20 protein-coding genes are annotated in these 19,600 nt (G+C 64.4%); 12 read left to right on the forward strand and 8 right to left on the reverse strand.

Annotation, left to right across the window (positions count from 1 at the left end; all coding sequences use genetic code 11):
- Positions 1–37: 37 nt before the first annotated feature.
- Complete coding sequence (locus tag ACFVVC_RS00440) at positions 38–544, reverse strand: DUF2004 domain-containing protein (protein WP_018761541.1); 507 nt, start codon at positions 542–544, stop codon at positions 38–40.
- Positions 545–589: 45 nt separating this feature from the next.
- Positions 590–1,507 carry a LysR family transcriptional regulator gene (locus tag ACFVVC_RS00445; RefSeq protein ID WP_387447857.1) on the reverse strand — a complete coding sequence of 306 codons (918 nt, stop codon included), beginning with the start codon at positions 1,505–1,507 and terminating at the stop codon, positions 590–592.
- Between the two features lie 96 nt (positions 1,508–1,603).
- Between ACFVVC_RS00445 and ACFVVC_RS00450 the strand changes: the two genes are divergently transcribed.
- The 8 genes from ACFVVC_RS00450 to nrdF all read left to right on the forward strand — a co-directional run bounded on the left by ACFVVC_RS00450 (position 1,604) and on the right by nrdF (position 10,741).
- Entirely contained in the window at positions 1,604–3,001 is a 1,398-nt protein-coding gene (locus ACFVVC_RS00450; RefSeq protein ID WP_387447859.1) for an NAD(P)/FAD-dependent oxidoreductase, read from the forward strand.
- Complete coding sequence (locus ACFVVC_RS00455; RefSeq protein WP_387447861.1) at positions 2,998–3,729, forward strand: DUF1365 domain-containing protein; 732 nt, start codon at positions 2,998–3,000, stop codon at positions 3,727–3,729. Before ACFVVC_RS00450 ends, ACFVVC_RS00455 begins: the two co-directional genes overlap by 4 nt.
- Positions 3,726–5,099: a class I SAM-dependent methyltransferase gene (locus ACFVVC_RS00460; protein WP_387447863.1), complete on the forward strand. Its 1,374-nt coding sequence runs from the start codon at positions 3,726–3,728 to the stop codon at positions 5,097–5,099. The genes ACFVVC_RS00455 and ACFVVC_RS00460 overlap by 4 nt, the downstream gene beginning before the upstream one ends.
- Positions 5,099–6,337 (forward strand): class I SAM-dependent methyltransferase, encoded by a 1,239-nt coding sequence (locus ACFVVC_RS00465; RefSeq protein ID WP_387447864.1) that lies wholly within the window; start codon positions 5,099–5,101, stop codon positions 6,335–6,337. Before ACFVVC_RS00460 ends, ACFVVC_RS00465 begins: the two co-directional genes overlap by 1 nt.
- A gap of 378 nt (positions 6,338–6,715) precedes the next feature.
- A complete protein-coding gene (nrdH, locus tag ACFVVC_RS00470) occupies positions 6,716–6,961 on the forward strand; it encodes a glutaredoxin-like protein NrdH (protein WP_013601222.1) in 246 nt (81 codons plus the stop codon).
- Positions 6,962–7,045: 84 nt separating this feature from the next.
- On the forward strand, positions 7,046–7,516 hold the full coding sequence (gene nrdI, locus ACFVVC_RS00475; protein WP_387448849.1) for a class Ib ribonucleoside-diphosphate reductase assembly flavoprotein NrdI: 471 nt from the start codon (positions 7,046–7,048) through the stop codon (positions 7,514–7,516).
- 20 nt (positions 7,517–7,536) lie between these two features.
- Positions 7,537–9,657 carry a class 1b ribonucleoside-diphosphate reductase subunit alpha gene (gene nrdE, locus ACFVVC_RS00480; protein WP_285246337.1) on the forward strand — a complete coding sequence of 707 codons (2,121 nt, stop codon included), beginning with the start codon at positions 7,537–7,539 and terminating at the stop codon, positions 9,655–9,657.
- A 109-nt stretch (positions 9,658–9,766) separates the two neighbouring features.
- Complete coding sequence (nrdF, locus tag ACFVVC_RS00485) at positions 9,767–10,741, forward strand: class 1b ribonucleoside-diphosphate reductase subunit beta (RefSeq protein ID WP_018761532.1); 975 nt, start codon at positions 9,767–9,769, stop codon at positions 10,739–10,741.
- Between the two features lie 204 nt (positions 10,742–10,945).
- Here nrdF and ACFVVC_RS00490 read toward each other — a convergent pair whose 3' ends face one another.
- From ACFVVC_RS00490 to ACFVVC_RS00500, 3 genes are all read right to left on the reverse strand, one after another.
- Complete coding sequence (locus ACFVVC_RS00490; protein ID WP_387447867.1) at positions 10,946–11,107, reverse strand: hypothetical protein; 162 nt, start codon at positions 11,105–11,107, stop codon at positions 10,946–10,948.
- Complete coding sequence (locus ACFVVC_RS00495) at positions 11,107–11,595, reverse strand: hypothetical protein (protein WP_387447869.1); 489 nt, start codon at positions 11,593–11,595, stop codon at positions 11,107–11,109. The genes ACFVVC_RS00490 and ACFVVC_RS00495 overlap by 1 nt, the downstream gene beginning before the upstream one ends.
- 693 nt (positions 11,596–12,288) lie before the next feature.
- Positions 12,289–13,125, reverse strand: a complete 837-nt coding sequence (locus tag ACFVVC_RS00500; RefSeq protein WP_387447871.1) for an alpha/beta fold hydrolase — start codon at positions 13,123–13,125, stop codon at positions 12,289–12,291.
- Here ACFVVC_RS00500 and ACFVVC_RS00505 point away from each other — a divergent pair.
- The 4 genes from ACFVVC_RS00505 (at position 13,116) to ACFVVC_RS00520 (ending at position 16,245) form a co-directional block, all read left to right on the forward strand.
- Positions 13,116–13,514: a DUF4259 domain-containing protein gene (locus ACFVVC_RS00505; protein WP_387447873.1), complete on the forward strand. Its 399-nt coding sequence runs from the start codon at positions 13,116–13,118 to the stop codon at positions 13,512–13,514. The two genes, ACFVVC_RS00500 and ACFVVC_RS00505, sit on opposite strands and share 10 nt — an antisense overlap.
- A gap of 89 nt (positions 13,515–13,603) precedes the next feature.
- Positions 13,604–14,536, forward strand: a complete 933-nt coding sequence (locus ACFVVC_RS00510; protein ID WP_387447875.1) for an ABC transporter ATP-binding protein — start codon at positions 13,604–13,606, stop codon at positions 14,534–14,536.
- A gap of 7 nt (positions 14,537–14,543) precedes the next feature.
- Positions 14,544–15,776 carry an ABC transporter permease gene (locus ACFVVC_RS00515; protein WP_387448851.1) on the forward strand — a complete coding sequence of 411 codons (1,233 nt, stop codon included), beginning with the start codon at positions 14,544–14,546 and terminating at the stop codon, positions 15,774–15,776.
- A 28-nt stretch (positions 15,777–15,804) separates the two neighbouring features.
- Positions 15,805–16,245 (forward strand): hypothetical protein, encoded by a 441-nt coding sequence (locus tag ACFVVC_RS00520; protein WP_387447877.1) that lies wholly within the window; start codon positions 15,805–15,807, stop codon positions 16,243–16,245.
- A gap of 26 nt (positions 16,246–16,271) precedes the next feature.
- On the opposite strand, the gene ACFVVC_RS00525 is transcribed toward ACFVVC_RS00520, so the two are convergent.
- The 3 genes from ACFVVC_RS00525 to ACFVVC_RS00535 all read right to left on the reverse strand — a co-directional run bounded on the left by ACFVVC_RS00525 (position 16,272) and on the right by ACFVVC_RS00535 (position 19,597).
- Positions 16,272–16,838 carry a hypothetical protein gene (locus tag ACFVVC_RS00525; protein WP_387447879.1) on the reverse strand — a complete coding sequence of 189 codons (567 nt, stop codon included), beginning with the start codon at positions 16,836–16,838 and terminating at the stop codon, positions 16,272–16,274.
- Positions 16,839–17,129: 291 nt separating this feature from the next.
- Positions 17,130–18,314: a hypothetical protein gene (locus ACFVVC_RS00530; RefSeq protein ID WP_387447881.1), complete on the reverse strand. Its 1,185-nt coding sequence runs from the start codon at positions 18,312–18,314 to the stop codon at positions 17,130–17,132.
- On the reverse strand, positions 18,308–19,597 hold the full coding sequence (locus ACFVVC_RS00535) for a glucarate dehydratase family protein (protein WP_387447882.1): 1,290 nt from the start codon (positions 19,595–19,597) through the stop codon (positions 18,308–18,310). The genes ACFVVC_RS00530 and ACFVVC_RS00535 overlap by 7 nt, the downstream gene beginning before the upstream one ends.
- Positions 19,598–19,600: the final 3 nt, after the last annotated feature.

Genomic DNA, 19,600 nt, shown 5'->3' on the forward strand with positions numbered 1-19,600 from the left:
GTGGACCTGGCCGGCGTCGTACTTTAAGCAGGCAGCCTCACGACTCCCAGACGATCTCGTCGTCGACCACGCCGTCCTGGTCGGCGCAGGCCACCAGGACCTCATCGGTGAAGTGCTCGCCGAGGGTGAAGTCCAGGACAAAGTAGCGTTCGGGCTGGCCGGGGTAGATGCCCACATGGCCGAGCTTCAGCGCTTTGAGGAAAACCTCGTTGGTGAGCTGGCTGCGGTCCTGGACACCGAACACCTTGTGCAGATGTTCTTCCTTAAGGGCGTTGCAGTGGAAGTGCAGGTATTCCTGCGGGCTGGTGCCCTCCTGCTCAAGTTCCTCGGCAATCATCTCGCGGACCTCGTCCACCAGTTCGGGCAGGAATCGCAGACGGTATTCGACTTTCCGGAGCGCGGCTTCATCGAAGTGGTCGTGGGCATTGATGTTCAGGTCGAGTTCCAGCGGGTGGCCGCGCAGTTCATGCCGGGCGGCGAAGAGATGATCCATGCCGTGGTTCAGGTCGATCTCTCCAAAGTGCTGGCTCGCTACCTTGTTCATATTCTCAACATAGACCCGAAGGCCAGCCCATTCCAGCGTTCGGCGCTAATTCACCGCGGTGCGCATGCCGGCGAGGGTTTCAGCGAGCAGGTCAACGAACAGCTGCACCCGTGCCGTTTTCCGGTCATTGATCAGAAGTGCGAACACGTTGCGTGCCAGCCGGATTTCGGGGACGTCCAGCACCACCACCCCAGCCGGTTTGTTCCGCAGCGCGAGCTCCGGGACAAGGGCGGCGCCCAGCCCGGCGGCGGCCATTTCCAGGCTTGCGTGGAAATCGTCGCTGTGAGCCACCACGCGCGGGTGCAGGTTGCAGCCGGCGAAGAGCCGTTCGATCACCATGGCATCGCTGGTGCCGGGGTGGTGCATGATCCATGGCATTTCGGAGAGATGGTCCGCTGCCACTTTCGCGTCGGCCCGGAATCCCCAGCCGGCAGGCAGCACCACACGGAAGTCGTCGTCGCCAATCCATTGCCGGTTGATCGTGTTGGGCCAGGCGAAGCCGGTCTGGCCCACCTGGAACACCACCGCCAGGTCAAGGTCGCCGCCGGTCCGCAGCCCCTGGATGGTTTGGCCAGGTTCCGCCACGGACACACGCAGGTCGATGCCGAGCTTCTTCCAAGCCGGGTTCTTCAGGATCCGGGGCAGGACATAGGTGGCGAGGCTGGGGAAGATCCCCAGCCGCAGCTCCTGGCTTCCGGTGTCCTGGGCCCTGGACGCGGCGGCCATCAGCGCTTCGATGTCCGTGAGAACTTTCGCGGCGTGGCGGGTCATGACGACGGCGGCTTCGGTAGGGACCACGGCGCGCGCCGAGCGCTGGAAGAGGGTTACGCCGGTGTCCCGTTCCAGCGCGGACATTTGCTGCGAAACGGCGGACGCTGTGTAACCGAGTGTTGCGGCGGCCGCGGCGAATGAGCCCAGCCGCGTGACCTCCAATAAGGTCTTCAAGTGCACGGGGTTTACCACCAGCCCACAGTACTGCACCCATCCGCCGCCGCCGCGGTACCGAATTGCCCTCTGTACACCCGGTCCAGCGGCAGATGTCCAACAGAGGAGCACGAATTGTCACCTAATCCAGCAGTAGATGCAGGCGGCCGGCGGCGCGTCGCCGTCATCGGCAGCGGCGTGGCCGGACTGACGGCCGCCTACGTGCTGAACCGGCAGGACGACGTCACCCTGTTCGAGGCAGATTCACGGCTGGGCGGCCACGCCCACACCCATGACATGCCGCAGCCGGACGGCAACGTCATCGGCGTCGACACTGGTTTTATTGTTCACAATGAACGGACCTATCCCACGCTGCTCCGCCTGTTCGCCGAGCTCGGCGTGGAAACCCAGGACTCGGAGATGAGCATGTCCATCCGCTGTGACGGCTGCGGTCTGGAATACGCCGGCGCCCGGGACGGCGCCCGCGGCATCATCGCCAAACCCTCGAGCCTGCTGCGCGGCCGGTACCTGCGGATGCTCCTGGAAGTCACCCGCTTCTACCGGAAGGCGCGTGAACTGCTCCGGACCGCGCCGCCGTCGGCCCTCAGCGGCGAGGTTGACGTTCCCGAACTGACACTCGGCGCTTTCCTGGAGCGGGAAAGGTTCAGCCCCTACTTCATCTCCCACTTCATGACCCCGGTGGTCAGCGCCGTCTGGTCCTGCGACCCCACCACCGCCCTGTCCTACCCGGCGCGGTACCTCTTCACCTTCCTGGGCCACCACGGGATGCTGGGCATCAAAGGCTCACCCCAGTGGCGCACCGTCACCGGCGGTTCGGCCCGCTACGTCGAAAAGCTCGCCGCAACCCTCCCCGACATCAGGCTGGAAACGCCGGTCACCGCCATCCGGCGAACCCCGGACAGTGTGGAGATCGCAACTGACGGTGGGCTGGAAGCCTTCGACGCCGTCGTCATCGCCACCCACCCGGCGCAGGCACTCGGGTTCCTGACCGACGCGACGCCCGAGGAAAAGGAAGCGCTCGGCGGCATGCCGTACTCGGTCAACCACACCGTCTTCCACCGGGACCCCGCGGTCCTGCCCGCGGCGGAGAACGCCCGGGCTTCATGGAACTACCGGCTTCCGGGCTGCGACGCACGCCCCGACAAAGTCCTGGTCAGCTACGACCTGACCCGGCTGCAGCGGCTCGAACCCTCCGACGGCCGGCCATACCTGGTCAGCCTTGGCGAGTCCGAGCTGATTGCCGACGCCGCCGTCCTGGACAGAATGGTCTACGAGCACCCGCAATACACGCCCGAGTCCCTGCAGGCCCAGCATGCAATCAAGGCGCTCAGCAATGACCGGATTGCCTACGCCGGAGCGTACCTTGGCTGGGGCTTCCACGAGGACGGTGCCCTCTCCGGGGTCCGCGCCGCGGAGAAACTCGGCCGCACCTGGCCGGTAGCCCGGGCCGCTGACGCCGGAGGCTCCTCCGGCGAGGGGGAGCGGGAACTGATGGCCGCGGAACCGGCGTGACCATGGGCGCCTCCATCTACCGCACCGCCATTTCGCACGTGCGGCAGACCCCGCTGAAGAACGCGTTTACTTACCGCAGCTACAGCTGGTTCGTGGACGTGGATGACCTTCCTGCCCTTCCACCCCTGCTCCGGCCGCTGGCGGAGTTCCGCGCGGGAGACCATCTGGGCGATCCCGGCGCCAGCATCAGGGCCAACGTGGAGCGTTATTTGGGGACGCAGGGGATAGAGCCAGACGGCGGTCCCATCCACATGCTGACCAGCGCCAGGGTTTTTGGCTACGTCTTTAACCCGCTGACGCTTTTCTGGTGCTACGGCACCAATGGAGAGCTCCGGTGCGTGGTAGCCGAGGTCCACAACACCTACGGCGAAAGGCACTGCTACCTGCTCCGGACGGATCCCTCGGGACGCGCGTCAGTGCCGAAGGCTTTCTACGTTTCACCCTTTAACGACGTCGACGGCGAATACCGGATGAAGCTCCCCGCCCCCGGCGAGCGGCTTGCGGTGTCAATCGTCCTGGAACGCGAAGGGCACCGACCCTTCGTAGCAACCATGGACGGCAGGCGTAAACCGGCCACCATCCGGAACATCATCGCGGCGGCCGTTGCAGTGCCTGCCGCGCCGATGCTGGTATCCGCACTTATCCGGCTTCAGGGCGTTAAGCTCTGGGCAAGACGCCTGCCCGTCGTCGCCAGACCACATCACCCCCCACAGGAGGCAGTTCAATGACAATGACGGACGATAACGGCGCCCCCTCGGCTGAGCGGCCGGCGAACCAGAACGGTTCCGCCGCACCGTACACCGTGCCGCGGCCACCCGCGTCCATCGATGCGGGCATCTGGCCGGGAATTGCCGCCGTACCCGCCGGTTTCAAGGCGAACGGTGCAGCGCGGATTGCGGAAGGGATCTTCAAGGCCGCGGTGCGGCGCCTTCCCCTTGAGGTGCACTATCCTGACGGGCAAGTGCTGGGCTCATCCCCGGCCGGCTCGGGTGCTCCCGTCATGACCATCCACCGGCCCGGGCACTTTGCCTTGCGGCTGGGTGACGGGGGCCTGATCGGCCTGGGCGAGGCCTACATGGCGGGCGACTGGGATGCAGACAACCTGACAGCAGTGCTGGAGGTCTTCGCGGAGCGGGCGGGCACCCTGATACCGGTCCCGCTGCAGAAACTGCGGTCCATTTTCCTGCCGCGCCAGCCGCGGACGGAACGCAACTCCCTGAAGAACACCCGCTCCAATATTTCCCGTCACTACGACCTCTCCAACGAGCTGTTCGCCACGTTCCTTGACGAGACCATGTCCTACTCCAGCGCACTCTTCCCGGCGTCCGGAAGCGCCGTGAAGGACATGCCGTGGGAGGGCTTCGTCGCCGCCCAGCAGGCGAAGATCGACCGACTGCTGGACAAGGCCGCCGTCGGACCCGGAACCCGGGTGCTGGAGATCGGCACCGGCTGGGGCGAACTGGCGCTGCGTGCAGCCGCCCGCGGCGCCACCGTCTACTCGGTCACGCTGTCCAGTGAGCAGCAGGCGCTGGCCCGGAAACGGGTGGCAGAGGCAGGCTACGCGGACCAGGTGACCATTGAGCTGAAGGACTACCGCGCCGTGGAGGGCGAATATGACGCCGTCGTTTCGGTCGAGATGATCGAGGCCGTGGGCTACGAATATTGGGCCACGTACTTCCAGACCATCGAGCGTGTCCTGGCCCCGGGCGGCAAGGTTGCCATCCAGGCCATCACCATCGCCCATGACCGGCTCCTTGCCACCCGGACCGGATACACCTGGGTGCACAAATACATCTTCCCTGGCGGCGTGATTCCGTCGGTGCGTGCCATCGAGGAAGTCACCGAAAAGCGGACCGGGCTGCAGGTCCGTGAACGCCTCGCTTTCGGTGAACACTACGCCGAGACGCTGCGGCTCTGGGAGGAGCGCTTCATGGCGCGGAAGGACGACGTGGCCGAACTGGGCTTCGACGCCGTCTTCCAGCGGATGTGGCTCTTCTACCTTTGCTATTCAAGGGCCGGCTTTGCCTCGGGCTACCTGAACGTCCAGCAAATTGTGCTGGACCGGAGGAAGAATGCCGCCGTCAACGGAGGCAGCTGATGACAGCCGTACTTGCCGAAACGATCGCAGAGGTCCTGCGGCCCGTGGTGGGCGGGGAACTGCCCGTCCGACTGAAGGCCTGGGACGGCTCGGAAGCCGGCCCGGCGGACGCGCCAGTGGTCCGGCTCAACAGCCCTGACGCCATCCGGCGGCTGCTGTGGAACCCCGGCGAACTTGGCGCCGCACAGGCTTACGTCACGGGTGAACTGGACATTGACGGGGACCTCAATTCCGCGCTGCAGCAGCTGTGGGAAGTGGTCAGGCAACGCGAGTTGTCCGGCATCCGCCTTACGCCCGGAGTCATCGCCGGGATCGGCAGGATCGCCCGCTCTGCCGGCGCCCTGGGAACACCGCCGGCGCCGCCGGCAACCCAGGCCAGGGTCCGGGGACGGCTGCACAGCCTGATCCGTGACCGTGCCGCGATCAGCCACCACTACGATCTCAGCAACGATTTCTACGGCCTGATCCTGGATCCGCAAATGGCCTACTCCAGCGGCTACTGGACTGAAGCTCCCGGCCCCGGATACGGCGTCGAGGACGCCCAGCGCGACAAGCTGGACCTGGTCTGCCGCAAGATCGGGCTGGAACCGGGCATGCGCCTGCTGGACGTTGGCTGTGGATGGGGTTCCCTCAGCCTGCACGCCGCGCGACAGTACGGAGCCACGGTGGTTGGTGTCACCCTCTCCGTGGAACAGAAAGCATTCATCGATGCGCGGATCAAGGAGTACGGCCTGGCGGACCAGGTGGAGATCCGGGTCCAGGACTACCGCGAGGTACCGGACGGTCCGTTCGACGCCGTCGCCTCCCTGGAGATGGGTGAACATGTGGGGCAGAGGAACTATCCCGTGTATGCCCAGGCGCTGTTCGACAACCTGGCGCCGGGCGGCAAAGTGCTGATCCAGCAGATGTCCCGGCGCGGCCGCCACCCCGGCGGCGGTCCGTTCATCGAATCCTTCATTGCTCCTGACATGCATATGCGCCCGGTGGGGGAGACGTTGACCTTCCTCGAGGGCGCAGGGTTCGAGGTGGAGGCGGTCGAGGGCATGCGCAGGCACTACGTCCGCACCCTCGAGGCCTGGTACGCGACGTTCGAGCAAAACCAGGACCGGGCCGGGGAAATGATGGGCCCGGAAGTTGTCCGTGTCTGGCGGCTGTACCTGGTGGGGGCCCTTCGCAGCTTCGCCGAAGGCCGGATGGGCGTAGAGCAGATCCTCTGCAGCAGGCCCGTTCCGCTGTAGCGGTCCCCGCCGGGGCCGCCGGCATCAGGTGGCGGGTGCGATTGGTCACCCCAAGGGGTTCCGAAGGTCACTTCGGGACCCCTTTTCCGTGCCCGGCGCCCTTGTGGACAACGCCGCGACACGCCGTCGTTTTCGCGACACGCTGGGCCGTTAATTGTGGCTAAGTAGTCCACAGGGTGTGGACGGTGCTGACAAAAATCCCGGGATCCCGGCCATTTTATTGGCCCCTGCCTGTGGATTAACGGTGCATTAAATGACATACTTGTAATACATCATCTTGGGGTCCAAAAGAGGCGCCTGCACTACATGTAGTATCTACATACGGCTTGGACGGGGACACCGCACCAGCAAGAGATTTCAACTAAGGGGACAGCGACAATGACCGTAACGGTTTACACGAAGCCTGCGTGTGTTCAGTGCAACGCCACCTACCGTGCGCTCGACAAAAAGGGCATCACCTACCAGAGCGTCGACATCTCCCAGGACGCCGAGGCGCTGGAGCGCCTGAAGGCACTGGGCTACATGCAGGCTCCCGTTGTGGTCACCGACCAGGACCACTGGTCAGGCTTCCGCCCGGACAAGATCGAGGAACTGGCGCTGTCCGCCGTTTCCTCCGTGGCCTAAGGTTTCCGCTTTTCCCGACAGCAACAAGCTGAGGTGACGTCCATGGTGGCACCCACAGCACAGCGTGACCATGCGGCTCAGCGCATGGAGGCGTCCGCCCCGGCCAGTGCACAGGCTGGTGCGGTGCCGGTCAGTACCGGCAGCCAGCTCGTCTACTTTTCCTCCGCATCCGAGAACACCAGCCGCTTCGTCAGGAAGCTAGGCCGTGAGGTGGCCCGGATCCCGCTCTACGCGAAGGACGCGCCCCTCCTCGCCACCCGGCCGTTCGTGCTGGTGGTGCCTACTTACGGTGGCACCGGGGGAGAGGGGTCCGTTCCCAAGCAGGTCATCCGGTTCCTCAACAACCCGCAGAACAGGCAACTGCTCCGCGGCGTGATTGGTGCCGGCAACACGAATTTCGGGGACAACTACTGCATGGCCGGTGACATCATCGCCGCTAAGTGCAAAGTACCCCACCTTTATCGATTCGAACTTATGGGAACGCCGGAAGACGTCACCCGGGTCAACCAAGGATTGGACACGTTTTGGACACGACTGTCGCTGACACAGAAGTAACCAGGGCCGGGAAGCCCGAGATGCCGGCTGCCTACAAGGGCCTGGGGTACCACGAGCTGAACGCCATGCTGAACCTCTACGGTCCCAGCGGCGAAATCCAGTTTGAGGCGGACCGCGAGGCCGCCCACCAGTACTTCCTGCAGCACGTGAACAACAACACCGTGTTCTTCCACGACTTGGAGGAGAAGCTCGACTACCTGGTGAAGAACCAGTACTACGAGCGCGAAACGCTGGACCAGTACACGATGAACTTCATCCGTGAACTGTTCAACCGCGCCTACAAGAAGAAGTTCCGCTTCGAAACCTTCCTGGGTGCCTTCAAGTTCTACACCTCCTACACGCTGAAGACCTTTGACGGCAAGCGTTTCCTGGAGCGCTACGAGGACCGCGTGTGCATGGTTGCCCTGCACCTGGCCCGCGGCAACGAGCAGCTTGCCCTGCAGATGGTGGACGAGATCATCGAGGGCCGCTTCCAGCCCGCCACCCCCACCTTCCTGAACGCCGGCAAGAAGCAGCGCGGCGAGCTGGTCTCCTGCTTCCTGCTCCGCATCGAAGACAACATGGAGTCGATCGGCCGCTCCATCAACTCCGCGCTGCAGCTGTCCAAGCGCGGCGGCGGCGTGGCCTTCGCCCTGACCAACATCCGTGAGGTGGGGGCGCCCATCAAGCAGATCGAGAACCAGTCCTCCGGCGTCATCCCCGTGATGAAGCTCCTCGAAGACAGCTTCTCCTATGCCAACCAGCTCGGTGCCCGCCAAGGTGCCGGTGCCGTGTACCTGCACGCCCACCACCCGGACATCTACCGCTTCCTGGACACCAAGCGCGAGAACGCGGATGAGAAGATCCGCATCAAGACCCTTTCGCTGGGCGTCGTCATCCCGGACATCACGTTCGAGCTGGCCAAGAAGGACGAGGACATGTACCTGTTCTCGCCGTACGACGTCGAACGCGTCTACGGCATGCCGTTCTCCGACGTCTCTGTTACCGAGAAGTACTACGAGATGGTGGACGATTCCCGGATCAAGAAGACCAAGATCAAGGCGCGCGAGTTCTTCCAGACCCTCGCCGAAATCCAGTTCGAGTCCGGCTACCCGTACATCATGTTCGAGGACACCGTGAACCGGGCCAACCCGATCGACGGCAAGATCATCATGTCCAACCTGTGCTCGGAGATCCTCCAGGTCTCCCAGCCCACCACGTACAACGACGACCTGTCCTACGCGGATACCGGCAAGGACATCTCCTGCAACCTGGGCTCGCTGAACATCGCCAAGACCATGGACTCGCCGGACTTCGGCCTCACCATCGAGACCGCCATCCGCTCGCTGTCCGCCGTCTCGGACATGTCCAACATCACCTCGGTGCCGTCCATCGCCAAGGGAAACGACCAGAGCCACGCCATCGGCCTGGGCCAGATGAACCTGCACGGATACCTGGCGCGGGAGCGGGTCCACTACGGCTCCGAAGAGGGCCTGGACTTCACCAACATCTACTTCTACTCGGTGGTGTACCACGCGGTGCGCGCCTCCAACCTGCTGGCCATCGAAACCGGCCAGACGTTTGGCGGCTTCGAGAAGTCCAAGTACGCCTCGGGGGAATTCTTCGATAAGTACACGGAGCAGGAATGGGTTCCGCAGACCGAGAAGGTCCGCGAGCTGTTCAAGAACGTGCACATCCCCACGCAGGCTGACTGGCGTGAGCTGAAGGCTTCCGTCATGGAGCACGGCATCTACAACCAGAACCTGCAGGCCGTGCCGCCTACCGGCTCGATCTCCTACATCAACAACTCCACCTCCTCGATCCACCCGGTGGCGTCCAAGATCGAGATCCGCAAGGAAGGCAAGCTGGGCCGCGTATACTACCCGGCGCCGTACCTGACGAACGACAACCTGGAGTACTACCAGGACGCGTACGAGATCGGCTACGAGAAGGTCATCGACACCTACGCCGCTGCCACCCAGCACGTGGACCAGGGCTTGTCGCTGACGCTGTTCTTCAAGGACACCGCCACCACCCGCGACATCAACAAGGCCCAGATCTACGCCTGGAAGAAGGGCATCAAGACGATCTACTACATCCGTCTCCGCCAGCTCGCGCTGGAAGGGACCGAGGTTGAGGGCTGCGTCAGCTGCATGCTGTAGCCCCGGCGGTCGAGCCAGTCGAGACCAAAGGTTGAGTACGACGGCGGGTGCCCGCCCGCCGTCGTACGCTTTAACTTAGAGAAAACCCACCCAACGCATAGGGGATGACATGACCGAAAAGGTCAAGCTGCTGAGCCACGTCGAGGCCATCAACTGGAACCGCATCCAGGACGACAAGGACGTGGACGTCTGGAACCGCCTGGTGAACAACTTCTGGCTGCCGGAGAAGGTGCCGCTGTCCAACGACGTCCAGTCCTGGAACACGCTGACGCCGGCCGAGCAGCAGCTCACCATGCGCGTGTTCACCGGCCTGACCCTGCTGGACACCATCCAGGGCACTGTTGGTGCTGTCTCCCTGATCCCGGACGCGCTGACCCCGCACGAGGAAGCCGTGTACACGAACATCGCGTTCATGGAGTCGGTGCACGCCAAGAGCTACTCCTCCATCTTCTCCACGCTGGCCTCCACCAAGGAGATCGACGAGGCGTTCCGCTGGTCCACGGAGAACGAGAACCTTCAGAAGAAGGCCCAGATCGTCATGGACTACTACCAGGGCGATGATCCCCTGAAGCGGAAGGTGGCTTCCACGCTGCTGGAGAGCTTCCTTTTCTACTCGGGCTTCTACCTGCCCATGTACTGGTCTTCGCGGGCCAAGCTGACGAACACGGCTGACCTGATCCGCCTGATCATCCGCGACGAAGCCGTGCATGGCTACTACATCGGCTACAAGTTCCAGAAGGGCCTGGAGAAGGTTTCCGAGGAGAAGCGCCAGGAGATCAAGGACTACACGTTCGAGCTGCTGTTCGAGCTGTACGAAAACGAAGTCCAGTACACCCACGACCTGTACGACGGCGTGGGCCTGGCCGAGGACGTCAAGAAGTTCCTGCACTACAACGCCAACAAGGCCCTGATGAACCTGGGCTACGAGGCGATGTTCCCGGCTTCCGTCACCGACGTGAACCCGGCCATCCTCTCGGCCCTGTCGCCCAACGCTGACGAGAACCACGACTTCTTCTCGGGCTCCGGTTCGTCCTATGTGATCGGCAAGGCCGTGAACACGGAAGACGAGGACTGGGACTTCTAGGTCGTCGCCCGCCGCTCGCTGTTCTTCGAAGAGCTGACCAGCTTCCCGGATAACCCGAATGACCCCGCATGCTGAGGCGTGCGGGGTCATTCGTCTGTGGGGCCATGGGCAACGCCTGCACCAAAGTGCGTTGTCGTACGTTGACATGGCGGGACTGCCAACCGCGGCCGTTACCCGCGGGCATGATGCGCCAGCGCCAGGCGCTTACGGTCCGCTTCCGCCGCCGCCCACCGTTTGACGGGCTTTCTGTCGGCGATCGTCGGCTTGGAGGATGCCGTCACGGACGGCAGCGCGGATGACGCCGTAGAGGATGTAGAAGAACACCGCCGCGAAGACGACGGCCGGGACCAAGCTGTCGAGTGCCACTACTCTCCGTCTCCTTCCGGCCAGTACTGCTGGGCGCCGGTAGCGGCCTCGCGGAGCTGGGCTCCGTCGAGGTCAATGGAGGTTTCAGGCATGCCCATGTCGGTCCATTGGGTAACGAGGAGCATGACCCCGGCCGGCGGCAAGGGCCACAGCCAGAGGGTTCCGCTGGCTGCCATCTCGTCGTCCCCGCCGCTGCCGCCTTGGCCTTGGAAGAGGATGACTGGCGGCTCCGGCTGAGGCGAGTCGGGTGCAGGGTGAGGTCTATTCAGCAACGCCCCTGTAAAGGCTTTAGAGCCGTCGGCAAACTCCACTCCGCAGAGAAGGGCCTCGAGAGGCATGTTGGCCTTGGCCCACCTGGCGTGCGGCTGGCTGAAGAACGAAGCGTTCAGCTCAGCCCATTCCTCGTCGTTCTCGTCCAGGCGGCGCAACTTCCACGACAGATCAAAAAGGCAGCCGGTGGAATACACCCTGACGGCTTCAACGGCCATGATGAAAGTCTGCGACAGATGAAGGAAACGGCCAACCGCCGCCACTGCGGGCAGCTCATGCCGCGGGGCGCCGGCCCATACGGGCGGCACGTAACGGATGGTACGGCCCCGGCGAGGTAGTTCGGGTACGGGCAGGTCCTGGAAGAAGGTCAAAGCGGTTCCTTGGGGTGCTGGCGTTGACCGACCAGCGGAACAACAGGCTGTGAGCCCGCCGCGGATCCCCAATCCGTCCTTACCCCGCCCAGTCTACCGCCGGTCCTCCCGGATCCACCGCGAGGACCTCGCGTCTTGACGGTCGGCTGGCAGCGCTTGGGTACGCAGGACCGCTACGTCCGCGCGGCCGCTACATCAGATTTTCGCGACTCAAGGTCCCGTGCGCGTAAGGCCTTCGCGCTTCGTACCTTCGCGAAGGCAACCAGTAAGGTCACAACCGTGCCTGTCCACGCCAGCCCGGCCAGGATCACCAGGCCGACCGCCACTAAGGGGTGCATGCTGACAGAGTAGAACTTCAGGGTCGGCGTCCCGGGACGCAACTCCGGACCATGAGAACACGAAAAAGGTGCGCCCCGTTCGCTGAGCGCACCCTTTCGATACTCCACAACCCGGATCCCCATCCGTTGAGACCTATCATAAGCATGCTGATAGTTAGGTGGTCAAGGCATGGCGTGTTTTTAGCGTGCGCTATTCGAAGGCTCATGGCAACTGCTCGAGAATGACGTCCGCCACAATATTCGGGCGATTGAACAACATGAAATGGTCAGTGTCGATGTCCCGGACATCGTCCACGGCCTGACGTGCCCATGCACGCGCCTCCGCCCCGGTCAGGTTGTCCCTGACGCCGAGGAGGACGGTCGTGGGGATCTCTGCCCAGGCAGCGGCCGGTACTGGATCGCTTCGGGTGCGGGGTGTGGCGAACCTGCGCCGGTGCGCCTTCAAGAACAGGCGCACCTCCTCGGGAAGCCGGAGGCCGGCCTCATCTTCTTTGAGCCACCAGTCGCCGTCCAGGGCGAACCGGCCGTGTGCGTCCCGGAGCATGTGCTCTATCGTGTCCAGCCAGCTGACGTCCCGCACTTCAGGATGGATCTGCAGTGGGGGCGAGGAAACATACACCAGGCGGCGCACGTTTGGCATCCCGTGCGCGGCTATTCCCACGACGTCCGTGCCGTAGGACCATCCCACGACAACAGTGGGTTCCGGGCTTTCGGCAATGGCCTCCCGGACCTCCTCAGCGTCATCCAGCAGCCCTGCTTCAGCCGAGCGGTGGGAGGGGAGGTCAGGAGTTGCCACCTGCAAGCCCGCCTGCCTGTGGAGTGCACGCTGGACCCATGTCCAATCCTCCGGAACACCCCACATGCCGTGTACAAGAACAACGCCTCGCGGCAGATGGCCGGCCATGGGGGGAACATACTTCCGCTGGGACGCAGCGGTCAAGACGTCATCGCTGTGTGCCTTTAGTCTCTCTCCTTGTGATGCTTCTGCCATATTGGTGCCAGCACACAAAAAACCGAGAGGGGCGATGGATGGGCGCATGGGGGTACCTGCCGTTCGAGAACGACGACGCGCTGGACTGGATGGAGGAGCTCGAAGGCGGCGGAGCGGACGTCGTCCGGGCGGCCCTGGCAAAGGCTGGTGACAGGTACGTCGAGGCGCCCGAGGGGGCAATAGCGATCGCCGCCGCCGAAGTGGTTTCAGCCAGCCAGAGCAACCCACTGGGGGAGCTGCCGGAGAACGTCGCTGACTGGGTCGCCTCCCATGGGGCAGAGTTCACGGCCGATGATGTGGAAATGGCCCTGGAGGCAGTTCAGCGCGTGGCGGGGGAGCAATCCGAACTCGCCGAATTGTGGGACGACGCCGACGAACCGGAATGGCACGAATCGCTCGACGATTTGGTGGAACGGCTCCGCACAGCCCTGCGCTAGCAGCGGCTGCGGCCGGGTGGCTATCGTGAAGAGAAATCGTGGGGTAGGCGGGCCGGTACGGCGCGATCGCCAACCGATACGCTGGGATCATGACATCGGGGGACACGGCACAGGAGCCGCTGGTACACATTCAGGACTTCCGGATGGACTTCGGGGACACCACGGTCATCCGTGACCTGTCCTTCGATGTCCACGCCGGAGAGACCTTCGGATTCCTTGGCAGCAACGGTTCCGGGAAAACCACCACGTTGCGGGCGCTCCTGGGTATCTACCGGCCCACGGCAGGGACGCTGCACATCGGCGGGAAGGTCTTCGAGCCCAGGGACGGGGCCAGCCTCGGCTACCTGCCCGAGGAGCGAGGCCTATACAAGAAGGAACACGTCCTGGACGTCATGGTGTACTTTGGGCGGCTCAAGGGATTGTCCAAGGCCAGGGCACGGTCCTGGTCCGAGGACTACCTGGACCGGGTCGGGCTGGCCGGCAAGGCAAAGACGCGCCTCGACAAGCTCTCCAGCGGCCAGCAGCAGAAAGTCCAGCTGGGGGTAACCATCATGAACAACCCGGGGCTGCTGATCCTGGACGAGCCCACTAAGGGCTTCGACCCGGTCAACCGGCGTCTGCTGATGGACATCATCGAAGAGCACAAGCGGGCCGGGGCGACCGTCATCATGGTCACCCACCAGATGGAGGAAGTCGAGCGGCTTTGCGACCGCGTCATCCTGCTCAAAAACGGCGTCTCCCGCGCCTACGGGACGGTGGAAGAGGTCCAGGAAGAATTCGGCGGCACCGTCTACCGGGTCACCCATGACGGTTCCCTGCCTGCGTCGCCGCTGTTCGACGTCGTATCGGAGGAGAACGGCCGGGCGGAACTCTCGCCGCGGCCCGGGGCGACGGAGGAGAGCGTCCTCCGGGCGCTCGTGGACGCCGGCTGCGGGGTCCGGTCCTTTACCCCGGCAAGGATTTCCCTGGATGAAATCTTCATCCAGGTGTACGGCGAACAGCATGAATTGGCGGAAGGCTGAGATGGCAATGGGACGGCACAACCTCGGCACCGTCATCTCCTTCGAGTTCTTCCGGACCATCAAGAAGCGCGGCTTCGTGATCGCAACGCTGGCCCTTCCGGTCATCCTCGTGCTCATCTTCGCCCTCGTGTACGCGTCCAACGCCAGCACCAAGGACACCGCGGCCGCCCAGAAGAGCGCACGGTTCGCGTTCACCTACACCGACGCGTCCGGGATCATCGTGCCTGCTGCTGCCAAGCTGGCCGGCGGGACGGTGGCCGGCGACCCGGCGGCTGCTGTCGCAGCTGTGAAAGACGGCACCTCGGAGGCGTACTTCGCCTACCCGGCCGACCCGGCCAAGGAGCCGGTGAAGGTTTACGGGACTGACAAGGGAATGTTCGAGAACGACAAATACCAGGCCGTGGCCAAAGAGCTTCTGGCGGTTTCAGCCCAGAACCAAGTGGGCTCACCCGAGCTGACCGCTGCGCTGACCGGGGCCGTGAAGTTCGACTCGCAAACGTTCAAAGACGGCAGCGTCGCAGCAGGCGTCGGCGGAATCATCCCGCCCCTGCTGTTCCTGGTCATCTTCTACATTTCGATGATCCTTCTTTCAAACCAGATGCTGAACTCCACCCTGGAGGAGAAAGAAAACCGGGTCACCGAAATGATCCTGACCACCCTGAACCCAACCACCCTGATCACCGGCAAGATTGTCTCGCTGTTCGCCGTCGGGCTGGTCCAAATCCTCGTGTTCCTGGCGCCGGTGGGACTGGCCTACCTGTTCTTCCGTGACCGCCTGGCCCTGCCGGAGGTCGATCTGTCCTCCCTGGTCTTCGAACCAGGCCCCATGATCACCGGGGCACTGCTCACGCTGGGCGGGTTCACCGTCTTCACCGGGGTCCTCGTAGCCATCGGGGCGATCATGCCAACCGCCAAGGAAGCCGGAACCGTCTTCGGACCCCTTGTGGCGATGATGTTCATTCCGTTCTACACATTCAGCCTGATCATCTCCAACCCGGGCGCACTGATCGTCCAGATCTTCACGTACTTCCCGCTGACCGCTCCGGTCACCGCCTTGCTCCGCAACGGGTTCGGAACCCTCAACCTTGTTGAATCGACGATCGTCGTCGTCGAACTCTTCGTCGTCGGGACCCTGATCCTTCGGCTGGCCGTCCACCTGTTCAGGTACGGATCCATCGAATACGGCCGCAAACTCTCCATCGCCGGAACCTTCCGTCGCAACGAACTGGCCGCCAAATGACCGGGGACCAAGCTGCAGGGCAGGTGGCATGACGGACGGTGCCGCGGGTGACGGCACGCCAGCCGGTGAGGTGCTCATCAGGAGCGGCGTGATCCTGACGGGCCGGGCGCTCTTCAAAGGCTGGGCCATCACGACAACGCTGTGGCTGGTCGGCCTGTATATCGTGCTGGCGGCGACCTCTCAGGGGTTCCTGCTCGACCTTGCCCTGATGGTCCTGATGTACGGGTCCGGCATCGCCCTGGCCACGGGGGTCCCACTGGCCTGGATGCTTGGATACTTGCTCCGGCCCATCCGCAACCAGTGGGTCCATGTTGCCGCGTTCTTCCTCGTGCCGACCCTGGGCTTCTGGGCGCTGGGATCCCTGCTCGGCTTCGGCTGGTCAATCGGTGCCCTTGGTCTCTGGGCAACGGTTGGCCTCGCCGCTGCCCTGGGGCGGATTGCTGTCTGGAAGGACGTGGCCGTCCGATGAGCCCGGGGCGCCCGCGGTAGGTGCCTCTAAGACGCGCGCCATCCGGTCACGCGCACTCCACCCACCGCCCCCGTCCAGGGCGTAGCTCCAGGTGCAGGCAGGGACAGGTGCGCAGAAACATAGCCCTGTTGAAGGGTGATGACCTGTGACGTGGATCCTGGGCAGTCCACCGTGAGTTCGACGGGCCAGAGCGTAACCTTGGGATTCTCCTGGCGGATGTAGATCTTCGCGTGGGGGGCGCCGACACAGGCAGCGGTGACCGTGTACTCGCCGGCCGCGTTGACCTGTTCCGTGGTTTCAAATCCCCTGGCAGGCCCGTCCAATGGCCCCTCCTGAAACAGGAGGACGTCCCCCGGGACAGCCTTGAGGAGCCCGTCCAAATCCTGGTAGTTCCGCACCCCGCGTTCAAGGACCAGGGGGTCAGGGGGGCGTGCAGCGGATTGCGACGGCCGGGCTGTGGCCGTGGTGTCCGGTTCGGTAATGGGGGTGTGCGCAGGGTCCGGGTAGTCATAGGAGCACGCGGCCGCTCCGCCCACCGGCGCCAGAAGGCAGAGGGCCAAAGCCGGCCGGCGCCAGCAGCCTTTCGTTTGCACGCTTCCATGGTGATCGCGGCCACCGGTGAAAGCAACCGGGACACAAGGTGGAGGGGCTGGACCGGCGGCCTTTGGGGGGCGGCATCCATGGTCTCGTGGATGCTCCGGCCGCCGGTCCTGTCCCTGGTGCCAAGGTCCTGCCTCGCCGGCAGGACCTTGATTTCAACGGTAGGACTGGAACCCGAACGTCCGCCCACGTTCCACACAAATTTGGCTCAAGATTCGAGCCGGGGCACCGGCCCGATATTCAGTCGTCTGCACGGGACAGGGGCGTTTCCCATTCTCCGGTCGTCAGCGCAGGCGTGAGAGTGCCTGCGAGATCGCCGAGAGCCTCCTGGTCGAGGCAAGTCCCATGTGATAGACGTGAAGTTCGTCGGCTCCGGACGCGTGAAGTGCGCCCCACTCGCCGGCCAGCCCGCCGCCGTCGGGCGCCTTGGGCGGCAACGCCAGGACGTACGCACCTGTGCGCACACCCTCGGCTGACATGGCTTGGACCGTCAGCGCACCGTCGCCCGGGCTGCCCCAGCAAGGCACGACGGCGGTCACGTCACCACGCTGCCTCCACAGCCGGCTCCTGCGCAGCGCCTCCACCGGCAGGAACGGTCCCGTGCTCCAGGGATCCGGCGTGGCGTGCAGGGAGATGCGGGGACGTGACCCAGAGGCTTCAACGGCTGCCAAGCACTGGTCCAGCAGCGCCGCGGCGGCGTCCCACCGGACCTCCAAAAGCGGAAGGAAGTCCTCCGCATTGGCCGCTGTGGCTGCGGTGAGGTCGGGATCCTCTGACTCCATAATCGCTGACCGCACCCGGTCCTGCTGCGGGGCGGCCGGCAGGCCGCGTGCCTCGTACGAAGCCTTGCATGACTCGCAGAAACACAGCGACAACAGGGCCTGCACCCATGGTGAGTACTCCGCCCCCTCCGTCTTTTCGTGCCTGTTCTGGTGGCTGAATCCCAGCGGCCCCACAGCCTCCAGGATGAGGCCGTCAGGTTGCCCGTGGGCCAAGACCTGGGTCACGATCCTGCCGGCGTACCCGCGGACCGCGGGGTGCGAGGGGCACAGCGCGTAGCTGTAGGCCTCGCCGAATGCGTTGCGCACGCACATGCCGGGGTTGTTGCCCCCGGCTGCGCTTGAGTGGGTGAGGACCGTCCATGCGTCGACCGGAATGTCGGCGGCCTGCAGCGCCGAAGCGGCCTCACCGAACGAGTTGTCCGTCCCGGTCCAGTCCCGCGCACTGCCCGGGACCAGGGGCTGGCCGGCGAACGTATCGGCGGCGGGGACATAGAGTGCCGCGGATTCGGCGTCCACCACGCGGCGGACCGGGTGCCGCGGTGTGCCGGCCCGCACCGAGTGGTAGGCCGCTGCAAGTGCCACGCGATCCACGCCGCTGGCCTTGATCCAGTGAACGGCCCCGGGGTCACCCAGCACGTCCCAGGGATAGAGGTAGCCGGTGGTCTGCGGCGCCTGCCTACCTACCACCGGGGGAGGTCCGCCGTGAAGTCAGGGACGAAGCGCTGCATGTAGCCGGTGTCATCCCGGGCCGTCATCCGGGCGTCCAGGTACTGCTGGTGCAGTTCGGCCAGCTTGGTCCGGTCCAGTTCCACGCCCAATCCCGTACCTGTGGGAACGCGGACGCTGCCGTCCTCAAAGCTCAGGGCGCCGGGCTTGACCACGTCGTTGTGCCCGTTCCAGGGATAGTGGGTGTCACAGGCGTAGGTCAGGGCTGGGGTGGCCGCGGCCACGTGCACCATGGCGGCGAGGCTGATGCCCAGGTGGGAGTTGGAGTGCATGGACAATCCTATTCCGAACGTCTCGCAAATGGCCCCGAGTTCCCGGGTGTGGCGCAGGCCGCCCCAGTAGTGGTGGTCGCCCAAGATGACCTGGACCGAGTCCAGCTCGACGCTGCGCTTGATGTGTTCAAAAGCAACAACGCACATGTTCGTGGCGAGGGGCATGGTGGCTGCAGCAGCCACCTGGCCCATCCCCTCAAGGCCCGGCGTCGGATCCTCCAGGTACTCCAACAGACCCTCGGTTTGCCGGGCAACCCACCGGGACGTTTCGACAGTCCAGGCGGTATTGGGGTCCAGCCGAAGCGGCATGTCCGGGAATGCTTCGCGCAGGGCCCTGATGGCTTCGATTTCCTCGGCCGGCGGGAAGACTCCGCCCTTGAGCTTGATGGACTTGAACCCGTAATCGGCAATCATCTTTTGTGCCTGCCTGACGATGCCCGCCGGGTCCAGCGCCTCGCCCCACGCGTCGCCGATGGCGGGCTTGCCGTCCATGGCCGGATGCTCCGCCCACTTGTAGAAGAGGTAGGCGCTGAAGGGAACTTCGTTGCGGACGGTGCCGCCCAGCAGTTCACTGACGGTCCGGCCTGTGGCGTGTCCCTGGATGTCCAGCGCGGCAACCTCGAAAGCGGAGAAGACGGCTGCGCGTTCGAACGCGGACAGGGCGGGGTCGAGGACCTGGTTGATCAGCTGTTCCATCCGGGTGGTCTCGAAGACGTTCACGCCTTTGATGGCGTTGGCCCCTACCGCAAGGTTGTCCAACCGGCTGCGGCCGCCGGCGCATTCGCCGAGTCCCAGCAGGCCGTTGGCTGTCCGGACTTCAATGACTACCCGGTGGACCAGGGGCTCGTGCACTCCGACGGCGTTCAGCAGCGGCGGGTCTGAGAACGCGATGGGGGTGATGGTGATGTCCGTGATGATGAGGTCCGCCGCTGTGGGTGTGGACACTGCAGGGATGGTGGTGCTGGTTTTCATAAG

The organism is Pseudarthrobacter sp. NPDC058196, from assembly GCF_042882685.1.
Lineage (GTDB): Bacteria > Actinomycetota > Actinomycetes > Actinomycetales > Micrococcaceae > Arthrobacter.

Bases quoted from the DNA above. Each gene is read 5' to 3' on its own strand.
- ACFVVC_RS00440 (WP_018761541.1), bottom strand. From the start codon at position 544: ATGAACAAGGTAGCGAGCCAGCACTTTGGAGAGATCGACCTGAACCAC.
- ACFVVC_RS00460 (WP_387447863.1), top strand. From the start codon at position 3,726: ATGACAATGACGGACGATAACGGCGCCCCCTCGGCTGAGCGGCCGGCG.
- ACFVVC_RS00465 (WP_387447864.1), top strand. From the start codon at position 5,099: ATGACAGCCGTACTTGCCGAAACGATCGCAGAGGTCCTGCGGCCCGTG.
- nrdH (WP_013601222.1), top strand. From the start codon at position 6,716: ATGACCGTAACGGTTTACACGAAGCCTGCGTGTGTTCAGTGCAACGCC.
- nrdI (WP_387448849.1), top strand. From the start codon at position 7,046: ATGGAGGCGTCCGCCCCGGCCAGTGCACAGGCTGGTGCGGTGCCGGTC.
- nrdE (WP_285246337.1), top strand. From the start codon at position 7,537: ATGCCGGCTGCCTACAAGGGCCTGGGGTACCACGAGCTGAACGCCATG.
- nrdF (WP_018761532.1), top strand. From the start codon at position 9,767: ATGACCGAAAAGGTCAAGCTGCTGAGCCACGTCGAGGCCATCAACTGG.
- ACFVVC_RS00495 (WP_387447869.1), bottom strand. From the start codon at position 11,595: ATGGCCGTTGAAGCCGTCAGGGTGTATTCCACCGGCTGCCTTTTTGAT.
- ACFVVC_RS00505 (WP_387447873.1), top strand. From the start codon at position 13,116: ATGGGCGCATGGGGGTACCTGCCGTTCGAGAACGACGACGCGCTGGAC.
- ACFVVC_RS00500 (WP_387447871.1), bottom strand. From the start codon at position 13,125: ATGCGCCCATCCATCGCCCCTCTCGGTTTTTTGTGTGCTGGCACCAAT.
- ACFVVC_RS00510 (WP_387447875.1), top strand. From the start codon at position 13,604: ATGACATCGGGGGACACGGCACAGGAGCCGCTGGTACACATTCAGGAC.
- ACFVVC_RS00515 (WP_387448851.1), top strand. From the start codon at position 14,544: ATGGGACGGCACAACCTCGGCACCGTCATCTCCTTCGAGTTCTTCCGG.
- ACFVVC_RS00520 (WP_387447877.1), top strand. From the start codon at position 15,805: ATGACGGACGGTGCCGCGGGTGACGGCACGCCAGCCGGTGAGGTGCTC.
- ACFVVC_RS00535 (WP_387447882.1), bottom strand. From the start codon at position 19,597: ATGAAAACCAGCACCACCATCCCTGCAGTGTCCACACCCACAGCGGCG.